The 20,100-nt window shown below is 39.4% G+C and carries 23 protein-coding genes and 1 pseudogene; 8 read left to right on the top strand and 16 right to left on the bottom strand.

The annotated features are described in order from the left end of the window. Positions 1-10: 10 nt before the first annotated feature. A complete protein-coding gene (locus tag ADI74_RS11075) occupies positions 11-178 on the bottom strand; it encodes a bacteriocin (protein ID WP_152906313.1) in 168 nt (55 codons plus the stop codon). Positions 179-190: 12 nt separating this feature from the next. Then, a complete protein-coding gene (locus ADI74_RS11425; protein ID WP_160312966.1) occupies positions 191-370 on the bottom strand; it encodes a Blp family class II bacteriocin in 180 nt (59 codons plus the stop codon). Between the two features lie 284 nt (positions 371-654). Here ADI74_RS11425 and blpA point away from each other — a divergent pair, with 284 nt between their 5' ends. Genes blpA through blpC form a run of 3 tightly spaced genes read left to right on the top strand, consistent with a single transcriptional unit; the run spans position 655 to position 4,392 of the window. Then, entirely contained in the window at positions 655-2,808 is a 2,154-nt protein-coding gene (blpA, locus tag ADI74_RS06445; RefSeq protein WP_049537854.1) for a peptide cleavage/export ABC transporter BlpA, read from the top strand. Between the two features lie 10 nt (positions 2,809-2,818). After that, a complete protein-coding gene (locus ADI74_RS06440) occupies positions 2,819-4,180 on the top strand; it encodes a bacteriocin secretion accessory protein (protein ID WP_049537853.1) in 1,362 nt (453 codons plus the stop codon). A gap of 56 nt (positions 4,181-4,236) precedes the next feature. Next, on the top strand, positions 4,237-4,392 hold the full coding sequence (blpC, locus tag ADI74_RS06435; protein WP_000360258.1) for a quorum-sensing system pheromone BlpC: 156 nt from the start codon (positions 4,237-4,239) through the stop codon (positions 4,390-4,392). Positions 4,393-4,434: 42 nt separating this feature from the next. On the opposite strand, the gene ADI74_RS06430 is transcribed toward blpC, so the two are convergent. From ADI74_RS06430 to ADI74_RS06420, 3 genes are read right to left on the bottom strand one after another with little or no spacing between them, the layout of a single operon-like run. Next, positions 4,435-5,775: a sensor histidine kinase gene (locus ADI74_RS06430; protein WP_049537852.1), complete on the bottom strand. Its 1,341-nt coding sequence runs from the start codon at positions 5,773-5,775 to the stop codon at positions 4,435-4,437. A 13-nt stretch (positions 5,776-5,788) separates the two neighbouring features. Then, positions 5,789-6,526, bottom strand: a complete 738-nt coding sequence (locus ADI74_RS06425) for a response regulator transcription factor (RefSeq protein WP_049537851.1) — start codon at positions 6,524-6,526, stop codon at positions 5,789-5,791. Positions 6,527-6,530: 4 nt separating this feature from the next. Next, a complete protein-coding gene (locus tag ADI74_RS06420) occupies positions 6,531-6,869 on the bottom strand; it encodes a LytTR family DNA-binding domain-containing protein (protein ID WP_001106571.1) in 339 nt (112 codons plus the stop codon). A gap of 278 nt (positions 6,870-7,147) precedes the next feature. Between ADI74_RS06420 and ADI74_RS06415 the strand changes: the two genes are divergently transcribed. Then, positions 7,148-7,477 carry a hypothetical protein gene (locus tag ADI74_RS06415; RefSeq protein ID WP_000132577.1) on the top strand — a complete coding sequence of 110 codons (330 nt, stop codon included), beginning with the start codon at positions 7,148-7,150 and terminating at the stop codon, positions 7,475-7,477. A gap of 59 nt (positions 7,478-7,536) precedes the next feature. Here the strand turns inward: ADI74_RS06415 and ADI74_RS06410 are convergent, their stop codons facing one another. Both ADI74_RS06410 and ADI74_RS06405 read right to left on the bottom strand, forming a co-directional pair. Beyond that, complete coding sequence (locus ADI74_RS06410) at positions 7,537-8,586, bottom strand: ABC transporter permease (protein ID WP_049537850.1); 1,050 nt, start codon at positions 8,584-8,586, stop codon at positions 7,537-7,539. Continuing rightward, positions 8,583-9,314 carry an ABC transporter ATP-binding protein gene (locus tag ADI74_RS06405; RefSeq protein ID WP_049537847.1) on the bottom strand — a complete coding sequence of 244 codons (732 nt, stop codon included), beginning with the start codon at positions 9,312-9,314 and terminating at the stop codon, positions 8,583-8,585. The genes ADI74_RS06410 and ADI74_RS06405 overlap by 4 nt, the downstream gene beginning before the upstream one ends. 67 nt (positions 9,315-9,381) lie before the next feature. On the opposite strand from ADI74_RS06405, the gene ADI74_RS06400 reads away from it, so the two are divergent. The 3 genes from ADI74_RS06400 (at position 9,382) to ADI74_RS06390 (ending at position 10,832) form a co-directional block, all read left to right on the top strand. Then, positions 9,382-9,792 (top strand): HIT family protein, encoded by a 411-nt coding sequence (locus ADI74_RS06400; protein WP_049537845.1) that lies wholly within the window; start codon positions 9,382-9,384, stop codon positions 9,790-9,792. Positions 9,793-9,801: 9 nt separating this feature from the next. After that, entirely contained in the window at positions 9,802-10,080 is a 279-nt protein-coding gene (locus tag ADI74_RS06395) for a hypothetical protein (RefSeq protein ID WP_049537843.1), read from the top strand. A 65-nt stretch (positions 10,081-10,145) separates the two neighbouring features. After that, positions 10,146-10,832: a hypothetical protein gene (locus tag ADI74_RS06390; protein WP_049537841.1), complete on the top strand. Its 687-nt coding sequence runs from the start codon at positions 10,146-10,148 to the stop codon at positions 10,830-10,832. Positions 10,833-10,877: 45 nt separating this feature from the next. Here ADI74_RS06390 and dnaJ read toward each other — a convergent pair whose 3' ends face one another. The 8 genes from dnaJ to ADI74_RS06350 form a co-directional block, all read right to left on the bottom strand. Beyond that, entirely contained in the window at positions 10,878-12,014 is a 1,137-nt protein-coding gene (gene dnaJ / locus ADI74_RS06385) for a molecular chaperone DnaJ (protein WP_001066312.1), read from the bottom strand. 276 nt (positions 12,015-12,290) lie between these two features. After that, positions 12,291-12,734: a hypothetical protein gene (locus tag ADI74_RS06380; RefSeq protein ID WP_049537840.1), complete on the bottom strand. Its 444-nt coding sequence runs from the start codon at positions 12,732-12,734 to the stop codon at positions 12,291-12,293. A gap of 1 nt (position 12,735) precedes the next feature. After that, the gene (gene dnaK / locus ADI74_RS06375) at positions 12,736-14,559 is read right to left on the bottom strand and encodes a molecular chaperone DnaK (RefSeq protein WP_049537838.1); all 1,824 of its coding nucleotides are present in this window, start codon (positions 14,557-14,559) and stop codon (positions 12,736-12,738) included. 258 nt (positions 14,560-14,817) lie between these two features. Next, entirely contained in the window at positions 14,818-15,333 is a 516-nt protein-coding gene (gene grpE, locus ADI74_RS06370; protein WP_049537837.1) for a nucleotide exchange factor GrpE, read from the bottom strand. A gap of 38 nt (positions 15,334-15,371) precedes the next feature. Then, entirely contained in the window at positions 15,372-16,406 is a 1,035-nt protein-coding gene (hrcA, locus tag ADI74_RS06365; protein ID WP_049537836.1) for a heat-inducible transcriptional repressor HrcA, read from the bottom strand. Between the two features lie 160 nt (positions 16,407-16,566). Next, a complete protein-coding gene (locus ADI74_RS06360) occupies positions 16,567-17,079 on the bottom strand; it encodes a DUF2812 domain-containing protein (RefSeq protein WP_049537887.1) in 513 nt (170 codons plus the stop codon). 34 nt (positions 17,080-17,113) lie between these two features. Next, a complete protein-coding gene (locus tag ADI74_RS06355; protein ID WP_049537835.1) occupies positions 17,114-17,689 on the bottom strand; it encodes a DUF2812 domain-containing protein in 576 nt (191 codons plus the stop codon). Then, a complete protein-coding gene (locus ADI74_RS06350; protein WP_049537833.1) occupies positions 17,689-18,009 on the bottom strand; it encodes a PadR family transcriptional regulator in 321 nt (106 codons plus the stop codon). Before ADI74_RS06350 ends, ADI74_RS06355 begins: the two co-directional genes overlap by 1 nt. 210 nt (positions 18,010-18,219) lie before the next feature. Between ADI74_RS06350 and ADI74_RS10840 the strand changes: the two are divergent. Beyond that, positions 18,220-19,789: pseudogene (locus tag ADI74_RS10840) on the top strand (IS1182 family transposase). A 4-nt stretch (positions 19,790-19,793) separates the two neighbouring features. On the opposite strand, the gene ADI74_RS06335 reads toward ADI74_RS10840, so the two are convergent. Then, the coding region (locus ADI74_RS06335) for an LPXTG cell wall anchor domain-containing protein (RefSeq protein WP_049537831.1) at positions 19,794-20,100 on the bottom strand (307 nt) is incomplete at its 5' end.

Here is a 20,100-nt window from a genome sequence, read left to right as displayed (position 1 = left end):
AGATGATTTTTTAGCATTGTCCCCTGTTTGTAGATCTGCTAAATCCATCTATGAAACCACAAATTGATCCCAGAATTTGGTCGTAATTAGGAATTATTGGAGTCCACCAAGGAATTCCGCCTCCTTGGACTTGTGTTAGTTCTTCTGCACTTAAAGTTTCAAAGTATTTATTTTTCATGATATTACCTCCCTAGATACACAGTGGACACATCGCATGCAATCTTCTTTGATTTTCAACATACAAATCGAATCCATCTCTTACTAAACCACCTATTCTATACCAGAATCCGTATGAATTATCTCCACCTTCAACGCAAGCAAGCATTTCATTATCCATAACAGAAAATTGTTCCATCATTTTTGTATTCATGATAAATACTCCTTTTTTATTTTAATTTTTGTCCTGTTGCAACTTTGACAAGTTTAGTATATCATTGTTTTTTTAAATTTTTCATCCAAATCTTGAATTGTCATCGAAACGTCTTGAATTAGCTTTTTTATTTCAAAGCATATTCTATAACCTTTTAAAGAAAGATGGCTTCTAATCACTTTTTTACCATTCAGGAAGTTTCAATGACAATTCAAGATTTCATAAAATATAAACTTATTATTATGGCATAATAAACTCATCATATTATATGAAAGGAATTGCCAATGACTTCTTATAAACGTACATTTGTTCCACAAATAGATGCTAGAGACTGTGGTGTTGCTGCCTTAGCCTCGATTGCTAAATTCTATGGTTCAGATTTTTCTCTAGCTCACTTGAGAGAACTTGCAAAGACCAATAAAGAAGGGACGACTGCTCTTGGCATTGTAAAAGCCGCTGATGAAATGGGATTTGAAACAAGGCCTGTTCAAGCAGATCAAACGCTCTTTGACATGAGTGATGTCCCCTATCCATTTATTGTTCACGTTAACAAAAAAGGAAAACTCCAACATTACTATGTTGTCTATCAAACAAAGAAAGACTATCTGATTATTGGTGATCCTGACCCTTCTGTAAAAATCACCAAAATGTCAAAAGAACGCTTTTTCTCTGAATGGACTGGAGTAGCTATTTTTCTAGCTCCAAAACCCAGCTATCAACCCCATAAAGATAAAAAGAATGGTCTACTAAGCTTCCTTCCTCTGATTTTCAAACAAAAATCTCTCATTACTTACATTGTTCTCTCAAGCTTATTGGTCACTATTATCAATATCGGTGGTTCTTATTATCTCCAAGGAATCTTAGATGAATACATCCCAAATCAGATGAAATCAACTTTAGGAATTATCTCAATTGGTCTAATTATCACCTATATCCTCCAACAAGCCATGAGCTTCTCCAGAGATTATCTCCTAACTGTTCTGAGTCAGAGACTAAGTATTGATGTGATTTTATCCTATATTCGCCATATTTTTGAACTTCCTATGTCTTTCTTTACGACACGTCGTACAGGGGAAATCATTTCACGGTTCACAGATGCTAACTCTATTATAGATGCCTTGGCTTCTACCATTCTCTCTCTTTTTCTTGATGTTTCCATTCTGATTCTTGTAGGAGGTGTCTTACTGGCACAAAACCCTAATCTCTTCCTTCTTTCTCTTATTTCCGTTCCTATATACATGTTCATCATCTTTTCTTTTATGAAGCCTTTTGAAAAAATGAACCATGATGTCATGCAAAGTAATTCTATGGTTAGTTCTGCCATTATCGAAGATATCAACGGGATTGAAACTATAAAGTCGCTCACGAGTGAAGAAAATCGCTATCAAAATATAGACAGTGAATTTGTAGATTATTTGGAAAAATCCTTTAAACTTACTAAATATTCTATTTTACAAACTAATTTAAAACAAGGAACAAAGTTAGTTCTTAATATACTCATCCTATGGTTTGGGGCTCAATTAGTTATGTCTAGTAAAATTTCTATCGGTCAGCTGATTACCTTTAACACACTTCTTTCTTACTTTACAACTCCTATGGAAAATATTATCAACCTCCAAACCAAACTCCAATCTGCGAAGGTCGCTAATAACCGTTTGAACGAAGTCTATCTAGTTGAATCTGAGTTTCAAGTTCAAGAAAGCTCTGTTCATTCACATTTTTTGATGGGCGATATTGAATTTGATGATCTTTCTTATAAGTATGGTTTTGGGCGAGATACCTTAACGGATATTAATCTCACGATTAAACAAGGAGATAAGGTTAGCCTAGTTGGAGTTAGTGGTTCTGGTAAAACAACTTTAGCCAAAATGATTGTCAATTTCTTTGAACCTTACAAAGGACATATTTCCATCAATCATCAGGATATTAAAAACATTGATAAAAAAATCTTGCGACGTCATATTAATTACCTGCCCCAACAAGCCTATATCTTTAATGGATCTATCTTGGAAAACTTAACATTGGGCGGTAATAATATGATTAGCCAAGAAGATATTCTAAAAGCTTGTGAATTAGCTGAAATCCGTCAAGACATTGAAAGAATGCCTATGGGCTATCAAACTCAGCTCTCTGATGGAGCTGGTTTATCAGGAGGACAAAAGCAACGAATCGCTCTCGCTCGTGCTCTCCTAACTAAAGCTCCTGTTTTAATACTAGATGAAGCTACTAGCGGTCTTGATGTCTTGACCGAGAAAAAGGTTATAGATAATCTTATGTCCCTAACTGATAAAACCATTCTTTTTGTAGCCCATCGTCTCAGTATAGCCGAACGAACCAACCGTGTCATTGTTCTTGACCAGGGTAAAATCATTGAAGTTGGGAGTCATAAAGAGTTAATACAGGCGCAAGGCTTCTACCATCATCTGTTCAATAAATAAGGAGAATGTTATGAATCCTAATCTTTTTAGAAGCGTCGAGTTTTATCAGAGACGTTACCATAACTATGCGACAGTATTAATCATACCACTTTCATTACTGTTTACTTTCATCTTGATTTTCTCCCTTGTTGCCACAAAAGAAATTACTGTTACTTCCCAAGGAGAAATCACCCCTACAAGTGTCATTGCATCCATTCAGTCAACAAGTGACAATCCTATCCTTGCTAATCATTTAGTGGCAAATCAAGTAGTTGAAAAAGGAGACTTACTCATCAAATACTCTGAAACAATGGAAGAAAGTCAGAAAACTACCTTAGAAACTCAATTACAAAGACTTGAGAAGCAAAAAGAAGGACTTGGAATTTTGAAACAAAGCTTAGAAAAAGCGACTGATCTTTTTTCTGGCGAGGATGAGTTTGGCTACCATAATACCTTTATGAATTTTACTAAACAATCCCATGATATTGAACTGGGTATCACAAAGACTAACACTGAGGTTTCAAATCAAGCTAATCTTGCCAATAGCAGTTCATCAGCCATCGAACAAGAAATTACAAAAGTGCAACAACAAATTGGAGAATATCAGGAGCTGAGAGATGCTATCATAAATAAAAGGGCACGCTTACCAACCAGCAATCCACACCAGTCAATTTTGAATCGTTATCTTGTAGCCTCACAAGGACAAACACAGGGAACTGAAGAGGAGCCATTTTTATCTCAAATCAATCAAAGTATTGCAAATCTTGAATCATCTATCGCAAGCCTCAAAATTCAGCAAGCTGGTATCGGAAGTGTAGCAACTTATGATAATAGTTTAGAAACCAAAATTGAAGTACTCCGCACTCAGTTTTTACAAACAGCTTCTCAGCAACAACTAACCGTGGAGAATCAATTAACAGAATTAAAAGTACAACTAGATCAAGCGACACAGCGTTTGGAAAACAATACCTTAACCGCTCCAAGTAAAGGTATCATTCATCTGAACAGCGAATTTGAAGGTAAAAATAGAATTCCAACTGGTACAGAAATTGCTCAAATATTCCCTATTATAACAGATACAAGAGAAGTACTAATCACTTACTACGTATCATCTGACCATCTCCCCTTACTAGATAAAGGACAAACTGTAAGATTAAAACTTGAGAAGATTGGAAATCACGGCATTACCATCATCGGTCAACTTCAGAGCATTGATCAAACTCCCACCAGAACAGAGCAAGGCAATCTCTTTAAATTAACCGCTCTTGCAAAACTATCTAATGAGGATAGTAAACTCATCCAATATGGCCTACAAGGTCGCGTCACTAGTGTAACTGCAAAGAAAACATATTTTGATTATTTCAAAGATAAAATTTTAACACATTCTGATTAATTTTCAGATAACACTCTAGAACTATTTATTATCTTATCAAAAAGGAGAATCGTAACATGGATAAGAATCAAAACCTAACTTCATTTCAAGAACTAACAACTACTGAACTCAACCAGATTACAGGTGGAGGATGGTGGGAAAATTTCTTATATAGCGTTAATAGATATTCTCATAACATCACACAAGGACTTCATCAGCCAATACAACTATAAAAAAATAAGATCGAGATACAAGAACTCTCGGTCTTATTTTCATCATTCTGTATGCATCATAGTAAGTATCTGACGAAAGACTTGATTTTGACAGATAGTATTGAGACTAGCATTGGGATAACTTTCCACTATCTTCATAATGGTATAAAGACCAACTCCTCTCTCCTCCCCTTTAGAACTAACTCCAAAAGAGAAGATTTCAGAAACATCTATGTCCTCTTCTTTGATGGAGTTTTCAATGATAAAGGTCTCCTGTGCCCCATTTTTAAAAAGGGCGATTGAAACATGAGGTTGACTGGCCTCTTCACTAGCTTCAATAGCATTGTCACAAAGGATAGACACAATGGTTAGAAAATCAAGTAGACTCATCCCCTCAACTTGAATCTCCTCAGGAACTTCGACATTAAAGACAATATCCTTTTCTCTGGCTTTTATAAATTTTCCTGCGAGGAGACTTTTGAGGGCACGATCCCGAATATTCACCAATCTACCAAGGTCATATTTGTTGTCCTGCAATTTTTCACTAGAATCCTTCAAGACGGAGTCGTAGATCTCTTTTATCTGCTCCATATTCTCCTCTTCAATGCCTAGGCTTAAGCTGGTCAAGAGGTTGGCATAATCATGACGAAAGCTCCGAACTTCCTTATAAAGCTCCTCTATATGCCGACTATACCGTTCCATATCTCTATAGCGCAGGGCCTGTTCTTGGTTCAGTTTCTCCTGAAGTTTTTCCTTCAAATAGGTATCCAGCTTCTTGATAACCCCCATAAAAAAGAGCATGTAAAACACTAGGATCAGATGGCGAATAGTCTTTGATTGAATGCTTTGTTCATATTCAAAGAAAGACAGAGTTTCCATAACTAGATAGTAGGTTCCCATTATCCAGTTAATTTTAGTCAGGGACTTTTGAAAACCTTTATCTAGAATCTCCCTTCTCAAACTAGTAAAATCATAGTCCAACCATTTCAAAAAGACTAGAGAAATGAAGAAATTGAAAATCATTATACATAACCAAATAAATGAATAACTGTCATATACTTGCCCTTGTCCCAAAAATGGAAGAACAAAATAAGAAACACCTCTATAAAAGAGATTCACCAATATCATTGGAAAGAGACCATAAAAGAAAAGGAGTTTTTTAGGAAGCCCTCTTAACAATAAGAAAGATAACCCTATGCCAAACAAAGGTTCTATAAAATATGACAAATATTCACTCACAGCTAAAAATTGAAAAGTCGCAAAAATGGCCCCTAGGAGAAATTTCAGAAGAAAGGCCTTAAAAATCCTCTCGAAAGTAAGATCAATTCCATCTACCTTAAAGAAAATGACAATTTCTAGCCCATTAGTAATAAGTGTATACAATAATATCCAAGCAATATTCATAAATTCTCCTAGCTCAATGCAAATTATTGATAGCCTCAGAAACTTCCCTAACCTTATAACGCGCGATTAGACAACTTCCACCATTGGGAAAGAAAAGCAGTTTTTCTTTCTTATCCAAATGCACCACATTTGCAGGATTGATGAGAAAAGAACGATGACACTGCAAGAGACGAGGCTCCTGCTTGAGAACCTCCTCTAGGCTCGCCGTAAATTCCAGTCTATCCGTCTTGGTATAGAGAATAACACGATGGGCTCTAGAAGACGTTTCGAGATAGTAAACCTCTTTAAAAGGATACTGGAATTGAGCAAATTTTGATTTAAAGTAAAAGCAATCTTCCGCCAGGCTTTTGCTGTCTTGACTATCGGCATAGAGAAGAGCTGTCTTGATACGAGACTCAAACTCCTCCGCCGACAAGGACTTATCAATGTAGTCCAAAGCAGACACTTGGTAGCTAAAGGACAGGGGCATAAACTCCGAGTGAGTCGTCACAAAGACGATCAGGGCATAAGGATCTCGATCCCGAATCTTTCTTGCCACTTCTAGGCCTTTCATCTCCTCATTTCGAATCTCAATGTCCAAAAAGAATAGCTGATGTGCTCCCTTCTCATGCATCTCTGCCAGAAGTTGGTCTGGCTTGCCAAAGACTTCAAAAGAGCTGGGAATGATATGATGTTCTTTCAAGAGTTTCTCAATCGTCGTTTCAATCCTAGTCTGTTGGGAGAAATCATCTTCTAAAACAAATATTCTCATCTTCTTACTCTCCTTGTTTCAACCATCTTTGGCGAATATCTCTATAGCGACGTCTGGCATACTGAACAGCATATCGACCTTCTTCTCCAAGAAAAAGAGTCTTTCTTTGGATATCCATGGATTTTAGCCGTTCAAGGTTAACCAGACAATTTCGATGACATCTCGTCAAGGTTTCTCCATATTGTTTCTCAAGATTGCTTAAATTTTGAAATAGATCAAAGCTAGCGTTTTCTGTAACAATCTGCACGGTATGGGCTTTGCTTGGATGCGTTTGGATATAGTAGATATCCTCTATGTTTAATTTGAAAATTTCTTTCTCTTTTTGGATGATAATGTAGTTCATGGATAAAACCTCCTAAAAAGAGGATAGCATAAATCTAGAAACTATTTTTCACCAAATCCTAAACGGTTCTCAAAAATTCCTAAAGTGTCGAATCATTCGCAAAATGGCTATGATAATCTTACAATTATTTTATCATAAAATCCTGCAATAACCATTCAGGAAATTTCAATGACAATTAAAGATTTGAAGATAAAAAAAGAATTAAAAGTGATAAGCTATGATTATAGAAAGACAATCACTTGAAACAGCTTTAGAACCATCACAAAGGAGGCATTCTCATGACAGATACAGACCCTATTAAAAGAGCTCATACTTTGATTACTGACTTAAACAAAGCCTACCAAGTCTGCAAACAGGCAACAGCTGACGATGTCCGCTTTCAGGAGCAGCTGGACAATATCCTTGACTTTCTCTCTAAAACTGAGACAGTGGATAATCGATTCTTGATTGAACTGGAAAAATTTTACCAGACTTCCAGTCTTCTCATGGGACTCAGCGCTCTCAATCCAGATGCTCCTACTCGCGCCGCTTGGCGGGCCTATGACCGTTTCCACTTTGACCAAGTCAAAACCAAGCTAAGTCTCTACGGACCAACTATTATCTTGTAGAAAATAAAAGAAGCTGAGACAGACTGAACTCAACTTCTTTTTGTATTGTTTAAGCAATGTTAGTCTTGCATCTGACGTTTTACCTGATAAGGCAAATACAAGACTTGTAAAACCAGTCCAGCTCCAAGCAGGGCTAGAAGGGCTAGTTTTTCTTGGAGGGTAATCAAACCAACTATCAGTTGAACCATTAAAACAAAACCTGTCAATCCTCGGATAACTGCCTGTAGTCCTTTCTCTTTTTCACCCTTTTCTAAAGGAAAGAGCTGGGTCAAGTACTGGTAGTCAAAGGCATGATAGAGGGCCAGCAACTGGAAGAGCATGAGGTAATTAAAGAGGACAACCACTGCTATCGCAATCCAAGACTGCTCGATAAAGATCACAGCTAACAAGGATAGGAGCAAGAGGCGCAAACTGAGGGCAAAGAGGTCTCCATTTCGCAAGTAAGAACGAAGATAGAGGTTTTGCCAGATCTTCCCAGGCACCTTCTGAACAGTCTTTAGGAGGAAATCCAGATAAGCACGACGTTTGACACTGTTTGAAACGCCCTTGACCTGAGTAAAGAGAGCAAAGAAACGAAGCAAGACTTGCTTGCGCTTGCTTTCTTGGGTGATAACGTAGTCCCAGTCCAGTCCAGTTTCAGTGAAAAATTTGCTGGCTTTTTGACGAAAGAGGAGGTATTTCCCAGCTCCTAATAAAAGCACATAGGCAAGAAAGACTGGCAATCCATAGCCCATGGCTAAAAACAAGGGTGCAAATAAGAGTAAAAAGAGGGTTTGAACAATTGTCCAGAAAACCAATGAACGCACTATCTGCCCTTTGAGGTATGACTTGACCTCCTCTTCAGCTACTAAGAGAAAGAGCTTGTCAGGCACTTCTATGTAGGTCGCGATTCCGCCCCAAGCCAAAAGCAAGGCAGATACAATTCCCAAAAACAAGAGGATGGGCCAATGATTTTCAGGAAAATCTTGCAAGAGTTGACTGTACTGGTAGGCTAGAAAACCGATAAGAACCAGCAGGAACAAGACAAAGTGATCATTGAGAACATAACGCAGATAACCAACACACTCCTTACGAAAAGCCTGCTTTCTCCTTAAAAACAAGTCTTTCATAGGTCCTCCTCTTTGGTTAGAGCCAAGTAAATGTCATTCAAGCTAGCCTCAGGCATGTCAAAGACCTCGCGGAGTTGCTGGAGGTTGCCCTGAGCCCGCACCTCTCCCTTGTGGAGGATAACAAAGGCGTCACACATCTTTTCCGCAGAGTCCAGCACGTGGGTACTCATGAGGATGGACTTGCCTTTTTGTTTTTCTGCTTCCAAAAGCTGAATCAAGTCGGCAATCGCCAAGGGATCGAGACCAAGAAAAGGCTCATCCACGATAAAGAGACTCGGATCCACGACAAAAGCACAGATAATCATGACCTTCTGCTTCATCCCTTTGGAGAAATGAACCGGAAACCAGTCCAATTTTTGATCCAGACGAAACATTTTTAACAAAGGTTCTACTCGCTCAAAAGCCACTTTCTGATCGATACCATAAGCCATAGCCACCGTTTCGATATGCTCTCTGAGAGTTAATTCCTCATACAAGCTAGGCGTCTCTGGGATATAGCCAATCTGCTTGCGGTAGTTGGTCGCATCTTCTCGCAGGGTTAGGTCATTAATCTTGATTTCTCCACTATAAGGTGTCAAAAGACCGATAATTTCATTAATCGTCGTTGATTTCCCAGCACCGTTGAGACCAATCAAACCGACCAACTGCCCACTTTCAACTGTAAAGGACACATCTTTCAAGACAGGGACGTGAACATAGCCTCCTGTCAGGTTTTTAATTTCTAACATATTTTCTCCGAATCTGGTATAATGTAGCTATATTATATCAAAATTCAATACAGTAGAGGTGGATTTTATGTCAGATTGCATTTTTTGTAAGATTATCGCAGGGGAGATTCCTGCTTCAAAAGTATACGAGGATGAGCAGGTTCTTGCCTTCCTTGATATCTCTCAAGTAACACCTGGACATACCTTAGTAGTGCCAAAAGAGCACTACCGCAATCTTTTGGAGATGGATGCTACCAGCGCTAGCCTACTCTTTGCCCAAGTGCCAACAGTGGCTAAAAAAGTTATGAAAGCTACCAGAGCCACTGGTATGAATATCATCGCCAACTGCGAGGAAGTTGCTGGTCAAACGGTCTTTCATACTCACGTGCACCTCGTACCTCGCTACGGTTCAGAAGATGACCTCAAGATTGACTTTATCGCTCATGAACCTGACTTTGACAAGCTTGCCCAAGTCGCAGAAACCATTAGAAACGCTTAAGGAGTTGCCATGAAACTATCAAATCTACTGCTATTTGTAGGAGCTGCAGCTGGAAGTTACTTTGTCGTGAAAAATCGCCAAGCTATTCAGGATGAAGTGCTAGATACAACTGACCGTGTCGAAGCTATCAAGGATGATTTGGATATCATCCAAAACAGCCTACAAATCATCGACCAACAAAAAGCCCTTATCAAGGAATACCAAAAAGATTTAACCTATAAATTCAAAGTCTTGGGAAAAGATTTCCAAACTAGAATGGCGGTCCTCCAAGAAGAAAAACAAGAATAAGAAATCCTCCAACTTTCCTTAAATCCATTTTGGATTACTAGATTCGAACAGAAAAGGGAGGGAAAATGAAACAGTCTTTAAAAGTTCTAGCGAAGGTCATCGCGATTCCTTGTGGCTGTCTCTGCCTTCTTGCGGCCCTAGCATTTCTACTACTGATGAATCTTTTCAAGACCTCACCGAGTGACATCCAAAAAGGGAATGACGACTTAAAACAAATCTTTACCTCCCTTGACCTCCCTCCCGAGAAAGTCGAATCAGATGGACACTATCAATACGAGGGTGGAGGCTTAAACTTTTATGTTACTTTCTCAGATGAGGTTATCAATAGTCACCCCGTCCTAAAAGAAAGTCCAAAACTCACCAAAAACCGACTGGAAGTCTATGTCCTACAGGCAGGGGATATTTCATACTATAAGGTAGGAGACAACTTGTTCAATCGTGGTTTAATACAATTTTTAGAGGAGGAGGGCGAGAAGTATTTCCAAGAAAAAGGAAAGAAATCAAAATCTTCTTACACAATTCTAACTTGGAAAGATCAGGAAAGTCTTAAAAAGGGAATTGCATTCTATGAAAAAGCTTTGACTTTGGTGGATATTCAGGATAATTCAGCAATCAAACACATTGATACCGTCACCGTTAAGCCAGGTAAAGAAGCAGAAATCAAGCAACTCATTCGAGAGATGGATGAAGCTGGCTTGCTTACTCAAAAGTATAAATATCAGGCTAACTGGAAAATGATTTTTCGATGCTAAATTTTCAAAGATAACACAAAAAAGAGCCAATCGGCTCTTTTTAATTTATTCTCCTTCAAAGGCATCTTTTATATGGTCAAAGAAGCCTTTTTTCTTTGGATTGACTTTCAAGTCACCTGCAGCTGCAAATTCTTTAAGCGCAGCTTTTTGGCGATCGTTCAAGCCTGTAGGTGTTACGACATTAACGGTAACGTATTGGTCACCAACGGCACCACCACGAAGGCTTGGTGCTCCTTTGCCACGTAGACGGAATTTCTTGCCAGTCTGAGTTCCTTCTGGGATGACCAATTCAACATCTCCATGCACTGTTGGAATTTCCACAGTATCTCCAAGAGCTGCTTGGACAATATTGAGATTTAACTTGTAGAAAATAGTTGTTCCTTCACGTTCAAACTTATCGCTTGCTTCTACAGAAACCACCACGTACAAGTCCCCGTAAGGTCCACCGTTAAAGCCTGCTTCACCTTGACCAGCGAGGCGGATTTGTTGGCCTGTTTCCACACCAGCAGGGATTTTTACATGGACGCTATGAGCTTGTTTTTCATGACCTGTACCGTGACAAGTTGTACATGGATCTTTAATTTCTTTTCCGCGACCATGACAGACATCACAGGTTACTTGGCGACGCATCATACCAAGAGGAGTCTGCGTATCGACGTTAATAACACCAGCGCCATGACAGCGTCCACAAGTGACTGGACTTGTCCCTGGCTTAGCACCAGAGCCATTACATGTACGACAGCTGGCTTCACGATTGTATTTCACTTCTTTTTCCGTTCCGAAGATAGCTTCTTCAAAGGTCAAGTTCACACGGTACTGGAGGTCATCCCCTTGACGAGGAGCATTTGGATTGCGTGAAGCTCCGCCTCCCCCGAAAAAACTTGAGAAGATATCTTCAAAACCACCGAAGCCACCTGCTCCGTCAAATCCGCCAAAACCGCCAGCACCACCAAAGCCACCGTTGGCACCCGCAGCACCATACTGGTCGTAGGCTGCACGTTTTTGGTCGTCACTCAAAGTCTCATAGGCTTCTTGAACTTCCTTGTACTTTTCCTCAGCACCAGGCTCCTTGTTGATATCTGGGTGATATTTTTTGGAAAGCTTACGATAAGCCTTTTTGATCTCGTCTGCCGAAGCGTTTTTTGACACCCCCAGACGATCATAAAATTCAGTATTGTTCATACAAGATACTAAGAGCGAACAGAAAGCGACTGAAATTTAGGAAACCGACAAGAAATCCTGATTTCTTAGGAGGTTTATCTAATTTCCAAGCTTTCCGCTCGAGTTCAATTACGAACACCCTTATTCCTTTCTGTTAATATTGCGGAACGAAACCACGATTTAGGTCGGGTTCAATTCCTTTCTTTTATATTGATGAGATAAAACTCAAACTACTTAGGTCTTATCTCTTTTTACCGAAAAACAGAGGCTGGGTTGCAACCTCTGGATTTTTAATTATTATTCAGGTTTGTAATTTTCTAAGAAATACAATACCCTATTTACATTAGTCCATTCTTTTTCAGATTTTGAACTTAAACGACGAATCCATACTAATCGGATTGTATACAAGATTACAATAGCACCCGATATATACAGAGGTAAATTAATAACATTGGGATCTTGTTCTGATAAACCAAACGGAACAGTAATAGCCAGTGTAAAAGATGTCACAATTGTTGGTGTAAAAACAGAGGATACAATGCTATTTAATGATGAATCTATTTCTTCTGAGCGCATCCTAGCCACGTGAATTTTTTCCTTGTATAACTCTAATTCATCTACACGATCACTTGTGAAATATTCCCTTATTTGACTCTTGGTACTTTCTGGATCTTGTTTTGCTTCTCTGCAAAGTTGATTATATAGGTCAACATGGTTTCTATTTGTAAAATCTAATGTCATTTTACTTTTCCGTAAACTCTCCGTCTACGACGTCATCGCCTGCGTTTCCTGTTGCTTGTGCGCCTTCTGCTCCTGCTTGAGCTTGTTGGGCTGCTGCGGCTTGTTCGTAGAGTTTAACAGCAAGTCCTTGAGCTTTTTCGTTCAATGCTTCGAGTTTTGCTTTCATTTCGTCCAAGTTGTTATCTTCTTGGGCTTTCTTAAGCTCATCAAGGGCAGCTTGGGCAGCGTCACGTTCTGCATCGAAGCCTTTTCCTTCAGTTTCCTTGATTGTCTTTTCAGTCGCAAAGATGGCTTGGTCTACTTCGTTACGAAGGTCAACTTCTTCTTTACGTTTCTTATCTGCTTCAGCGTTTGCTTCTGCATCTTTCATCATGCGGTCGATTTCTTCATCAGTCAAACCAGAGTTAGATTGGATAACAATTGTTTGTTCTTTTTGAGTTCCAAGGTCTTTGGCCTTAACAGATACGATACCGTTCTTATCGATGTCAAATGTTACTTCGATTTGTGGAATACCACGAGGTGCAGCTGGAATATCTGTCAATTGGAAGCGTCCAAGAGTCTTGTTATCTGCTGCCATTGGGCGTTCACCTTGAAGAACGTGGATATCAACGGCTGGTTGGTTGTCTGCTGCAGTTGAGAAGACTTGTGATTTAGATGTTGGAATCGTAGTGTTGCGATCGATAAGTTTTGTAAATACTCCACCCATTGTTTCGATACCAAGTGACAATGGCGTTACATCAAGAAGGACAACGTCTTTCACATCACCAGTAATCACACCACCTTGGATGGCCGCACCCATAGCAACCACTTCGTCAGGGTTCACTGATTTGTTTGGTTCTTTACCAGTTTCAGCTTTCACAGCTTCTACAACGGCTGGGATACGAGTTGAACCACCAACGAGGATGACTTCGTCGATTTCTGACAAGCTCAAACCTGCATCTGAAAGGGCTTGACGAACTGGAACTTTTGTACGTTCAACAAGGTCACGAGTCAAATCGTCAAATTTCGCACGAGTCAAGGTCATTTCCAAGTGGAGAGGTCCAGCTTCACCAGCAGTGATGAATGGCAAGCTGATTTGAGTTGAAGTCACACCAGAAAGGTCTTTCTTAGCTTTTTCAGCTGCATCTTTCAAACGTTGAAGAGCCATCTTGTCAGTAGACAAGTCAATACCATTTTCTTTCTTGAATTCTGCAATCATGTGATTGATGATTTTTTGGTCAAAGTCGTCACCACCGAGTTTGTTATCCCCTGCAGTCGCCAATACATCGAAGACACCGTCACCCAATTCAAGGATAGATACGTCAAATGTACCACCACCAAGGTCGAATACCAAGATTTTTTCTTCTTTGTCAGTCTTGTCCAAACCGTAAGCAAGTGCTGCTGCAGTTGGTTCGTTAACGATACGTTCTACTTCAAGACCAGCGATTTTACCAGCGTCTTTTGTTGCTTGACGTTGAGCGTCGTTAAAGTAAGCTGGAACTGTGATAACTGCTTTGGTTACTTTTTCACCAAGGTATTCTTCAGCGTAACCTTTCAAGTATTGAAGAATCATAGCTGAGATTTCTTGTGGAGTGTATTCTTTTCCGTTAGCAGAAACTTTTTCAGAAGTTCCCATCTTAGATTTGATAGAAATCACTGTATCTGGGTTTGTGACTGCTTGGCGTTTTGCTGCGTCACCAACGATGATTTCTCCGTTTTTGAATGATACTACAGATGGAGTTGTGCGGTTTCCTTCTGGATTTGCGATGATTTTGCTTTCAGTTCCTTCAAGAACTGCTACTGCTGAGTTTGTTGTACCTAAGTCAATACCGATAATTTTAGACATGTGTTTTTCTCCTTAAATTTTAATTCGAATTTTGATTTTTTGATATTTCCCTTAAGTGGTGGGGACGTGAGCAACTCCCTTCGGGATTTCATCACTTATTTTTGAGCCTATTGTCTCAAAAATCCCCTGTTTCAGTAGCCAAAGCTACTGAAACTTTCACCACTGCGGGCAATATCTTCCTTGCAAGCCTCCGGCTTGCTTTTTATCTTTCTTTCATAGTTTATTGTCGTTTCGGACAAAATTTTTAAGCTCTATTGCCTAGTTATAGACTACCACCATGGCTGGGCGTAGGATGCGGTCATGGAGTTTGTAGCCTTTTTGGAAGACTTGGGCGATGGTATCTGCTGGGTGTTCATCGTCTGCTGGGAGAGTTTGGATAGCCATGTGATAGTTATGGTCAAATTCGCCATCAGCTACGATTTCCTCGATTCCTTCTTCTTTCAAGGCATGTACCAAACTTTCTTGGACCATTTCCAATCCCTTTTTGACATCTTCTGTCAAACCTTCAACTGCGAGTGCACGTTCTAGGTTGTCCAAAGAAGGGAGGATAGCCTTTCCTAAGTCTTGACTGCGATAACGTTGCAAGAGTTGGCGTTCTTCATTGGAACGACGTTGGATATTTTGCATTTCTGCATGAGCGCGAAGGTATTTATTTTCAAACTCGTCCGCACGTTCATTTGCCAAGTCTAGCTCTGACTTTTCAGGAGTTGCTTCTTCTGTCGTTTCAACAACTTCCTCTTCTTTTACTTCTTCGTTTTTTGTTTCCTCAGACATTTTTCGCCTCCTTTTTAGGAATTTATGTAATTTCATGTTCAACTCACCTCATAATGATTACTACTCAAATAGCGATAGAAATCTGTGAGTTTCATAGTTAAGACTCGATTGACTACATTGACTTGGTTGACCAATTGCTGGTAATCCAGATTAACCGGACCGATAATCGCTAGAATTCCAAAACCTCGATAAGGAATGAGGAACTTACTGCTAATCACCGCCAAGTCAGCTAGACAAGACTCTTGACTGTCCGCAACACGAACATTTTGCATCTGATCTTCATGCAGACCCTCACGAATCTCCAAGGCCACCTTTTGTGGTTGGTCAAAGAACTGATAGGCTGCTAGATTGGCAAAATTCAAGAGATTAACCTTACCCGCCACCACAATGTTTTCGTTGAACATTTCCTTAAAGATGTGTTCAAAAAGATCCATGACATTGTCCGTCGTTGTGAAGTAGCGCTGGATAATCTGTGGAATCTCCGTTCGAATCTTGTAGTGAATATCTAGAACGGTGTGACCGAGGAAACGTTCCTGAATGATTGCCTTAAGCTTCAGCAAATCCTCCTGCAAGAAGTTCCTTGGAATCAAAAACTGACTGGTAACCGTTCGCGACTCGTCTAGGGTAAATACTGCCAAAGCTGTATGTTGTCCCAAAACAACGATATCAAAGGCTGTCAAACGTTGCCTGCTCGGCTCAACATCTAGCGCTACAACTGTGCAGCCACTCAATTCTGTCAAGACATTAGCAGCCTCTTGTAGAATATCCTCTAGCTTGAAAAATTCCTGATCAAAGGCTTTGACAATCTCATAGACCTCATTTTCGGCCAGTCGATCAAAATCAAGTGAGTGTTTCACATAGTACTGAAATCCCGCGACACTTGGCATCCGACCGCTGGAAGTATGCGCTTTTTCAAGCAATCCTTGTTTTTCTAGAGCCGCCATATCATTACGAATGGTAGCACTGCTAGAGTTAATAGACTCTTGCAAGGCTTTGGATCCGACAGGTTCGTGCGTTTTGGTAAAGATGTCAATAATCAGATTTAAAATATCCTGCTGACGCTCTGTAACCATCTCATCACTCCTCTCTGTCCGATCAATTAGCACTCTATGTACCCAAGTGCTAACTCATGATTCTATTATACACCCTTAGAAGAGAATGTCAAGACAAAAACTCAAAAAATTAGCACTCTTTTACCAAGAGTGCTAAAAATCAGTCTGAGGACCTAGAAACTTATCTTTCATCTACTTGGTATTTCCTTTTAAGTCTGAAAAAACCATAGATTAGATAAGAAATTAAGCAAGCATATAACAAGAAAATAATAAAGAAAGACTGAGATAAGTTTTCTCGATACAAACTCATGCAAACAACAAGAGCACCTGAAAAAGTGGCTATACATGAACGAAGTCTAGACCGCATAACTTCCCATCTGAGCCCCTTATTCATATAGACTTGCTCTTCCGGAAGTAAATCAGAAGATGATTTACGAAGAATTGAACAAAAAACTGTTTCTATCGATTCCCAACCTCTATTTCTAAAATCTTGCAGTTCATGCTTACACTTTTTAAGATTGCGAGAATCATAGATATGATAGATGACATCATCTGGTTGGCATTGTTCAAAATAGAAAAAACCAAAACGGTTAGTTCTATACCTCCAACCTTTCAAGTGCATCTCATGCAAATATTCTTCTTCCTTGTCAAAGTCTAAAATGGTAAACATTCGAAATTTTACTTTGCTATTCATTGTCTTACCTCCAAATTCGAAAACAGGCATTGTTTTATTTATCAGATAATTCTTTCCACTTTTGACTCAATCTCCAAAAAATATAAAAAATCTGAATCGCAAGAGCAAAAAATAAAACACAATCCATGATAGTAAGCAAAAATACTAGCCCGCTAAAAACGTCTCTTTCACTGAGCAACTTTAAGAACAACGGAATCAACATTGACAAGAAAAACAAAACAGGAAGCAACCGCAGTCTTAAAATCCGATGAACCATATCTAACTTCCCAGTAACATCATTATAAATTTCAAACTCTGCATCCGATTCAATCTCAGAATGTGCCTTTCTAAAATAGGAAAAACTATTGAAGTCTGTAATATGCTCCCAGCCACAGTCTTTAAACAGTTGCAAATAAGAGGTTCTCTCTGATGTTCTCATTGGGTAAAAATCCAACTGATAAGACACTTGTTCAGGCTGACACTTTTCAAAGGTATACTTAACTGCAAACAACAAGATAGAATAGCTTACTTTCCTAAGTTTCCAGCCTTTAGCATGTATTTCTCTAAAGTATAGAGCCTCCCTATCATAATCCGCAATGGTAAAAATTCGGTAAACACTTTTCTTTTCCATCATCCTTCCTCCCGACTATTTCTGTAAAGTCGTTCAATACGTTTCAATTCTATCTCCAAAACTTTTCGTCCCAAATCTGTTATCTGATAAATTTTCCGTTTTTCCTCTTCTCGGACAAAGAAAATCAAGTCATCCTTTTCCATCTTTGACAAGGTCCCATACATGGTCCCTGGACTAATCGAAACTTGCGAATCTGTCATCTCCTTGACCTTTTGTGTAATACCATATCCATGGTTCTCCTTCTGTAGACAAAACAAGATATAAAAACCCGTTTCAGTCATGGGAAGGTAAACACGCCTGATCTTATCTGTTAATTCCATTTAACCACACTTCCTATTTAATTCGATATATCGCACTTCGTTATATAGAATATATCACAGCTCGATATAAAACACAAGAAAAAAGATCTGGGACAAAAGTCTCTTTGCCACAAAAAAGCAACGGATTTGCCGTTGCTTTTTGCTTGATTGCGACAGTCTTGCTAAAATAGAATTGCTCAATAAACCATTTAGAAAGGCTATCCCACGCATATTCACTATAACACAAATCAAACGACTTTACCACTAGAAATCCATTCTTTCTTGCCACAAGATCATCTTGTATTTACCATTGAAAAAGTGGTGAATGCCTTGGAGGATCGTCACTTCCAGGCTTTCTATCATACCTTCGGTCGCCCGTCTTATCACCCTAAAATGCTTGTAGCTACTCTACTATTTGCCTATTCACAAGGGATTTTCTCTGGACGAAAAATTGAAAAAATGATGATTGAAAATCTCGCTATGCAATACCTAACAGGACAGTTGCTTGTCAGCTACCGCACCATCAATCGATTTCGAGTCGCTAAAGGGATGGAAGAACTCATTCGTGATCTTTTCATCGACCTCAATCTTCGTTTAAAAATGGAAGAGTTAGTGACCTTAGATTGTCTGTTTATTGACGGGACTAAGATTGAAGCCAACGCCAACAAGTATAGTTTTGTTTGGAAGAAAGCGACAGACAAGTTTTCCGCCAAAACTTCAAGAACAGATACAGGTCTATTTCCAAGAAGAAATCACTCCCCTTATCCATCAAGCTATTAGGATGGATGAAGAAGAGCCGATTTCTTCAGAGCAGTTGATTGCATTCGCTAAAGTCCTTGAAGAAGAATTGGAAAAACTGAACCAAGACATTGAGGAGACACCCCTTAAAGGAGAGGACGAACGTAAAACCCAACGTCGTAAACTCAAGAAAGTCCTGCGTAAAGTCAAGGATGATTTTTCAGTACGTGCTGAAAAGCATGAGAGCTATCAAGAGATATTTGACGGGCGTAACAGCTTTTCTAAAACAGATACAGATGCCACTTTTATGCGGATGAAGGAGGATCACATGAGAAATGGACAACTCAAACCTGGCTACAATCTTCAAATCGCTACTGAAAACCAATTTGTGCTTCACTATGATGTCTTCTCAAATCCGACAGACACAAAGACTCTCCTGCCCTTACTTGAAACTTATCCACATGACCTAAAGACAGTTGTCGCAGATGCTGGATATGGAAGTGAAGAGAACCTTCTTCGTTTAGATGAAAAGGAGGTGAAGCATCTGATTAAATATGCCATGTTTGATCAGGAACAGAAGAAAGGGTATAAACAGTCGGCTAGAAACTTAGCGAATTGGCACTATGATGACAAGGAGGATAGCTATACACATCCTGATGGCTGGTGCTATCGTTTTCATCATATCAAACATCAGAAAACACAGACGGACTTTCAACAGGAAATCAAGGTTTACTACGCTGATGAACCTGAAGCAGCCCCTCCAAAGGGACTATATATCAACGAACGTTATCAACACTTGAAAGCTAAAGAATGTCAGGCGCTTTTATCTCCTGAAGGTAGACAGATTTTCGCTCAACGCAAGATTGATGTGGAACCTGTCTTTGGGCAGATAAAGGCTTGTTTGGGTTACAAGAGATGTAATCTAAGAGGCAAACGTCAAGTAAGAATTGACATGGGATTGGTACTTATGGCCAATAACCTCCTAAAAAACCCAACTAATCGCTTGATTAGTTGGGTTTTCATTTATGAAATTGAATTCCTTTGTTTAATCTTTAATGATTAAAACATTAGTCTTCTTTTTTCTTGCGTGCCACAAGACCAAATCCGCTCAATACTCCAAGAAGTCCAAGAGCTGCTAGGCTAGAGTGATCTTCTGTACCAGTATTAGGTAATTCTTTGGTTGCTTTAGTCGGTTTTTGTTGAGGGGCAGTAACAACTTTTTCGTAGACATGTTCAGTGTCGCCGTTTGGAAGTTTCTTAGTCTCTACGAAGCGGTAGCCTGGAATGTCTTTCTTAGGTTGTTCGCCATCTTCACTTGGATATCCTGGAATGTCGTTGCCTTCCTTATCCTTGTGACTGGTCTTCACTTTTTCG

Source organism: Streptococcus pseudopneumoniae (assembly GCF_001074565.1).
Lineage (GTDB): Bacteria > Bacillota > Bacilli > Lactobacillales > Streptococcaceae > Streptococcus > Streptococcus pseudopneumoniae_J.
Note: the sequence above shows the minus strand (reverse complement) of the source record. Positions and strands in the feature narration are given on the sequence as shown.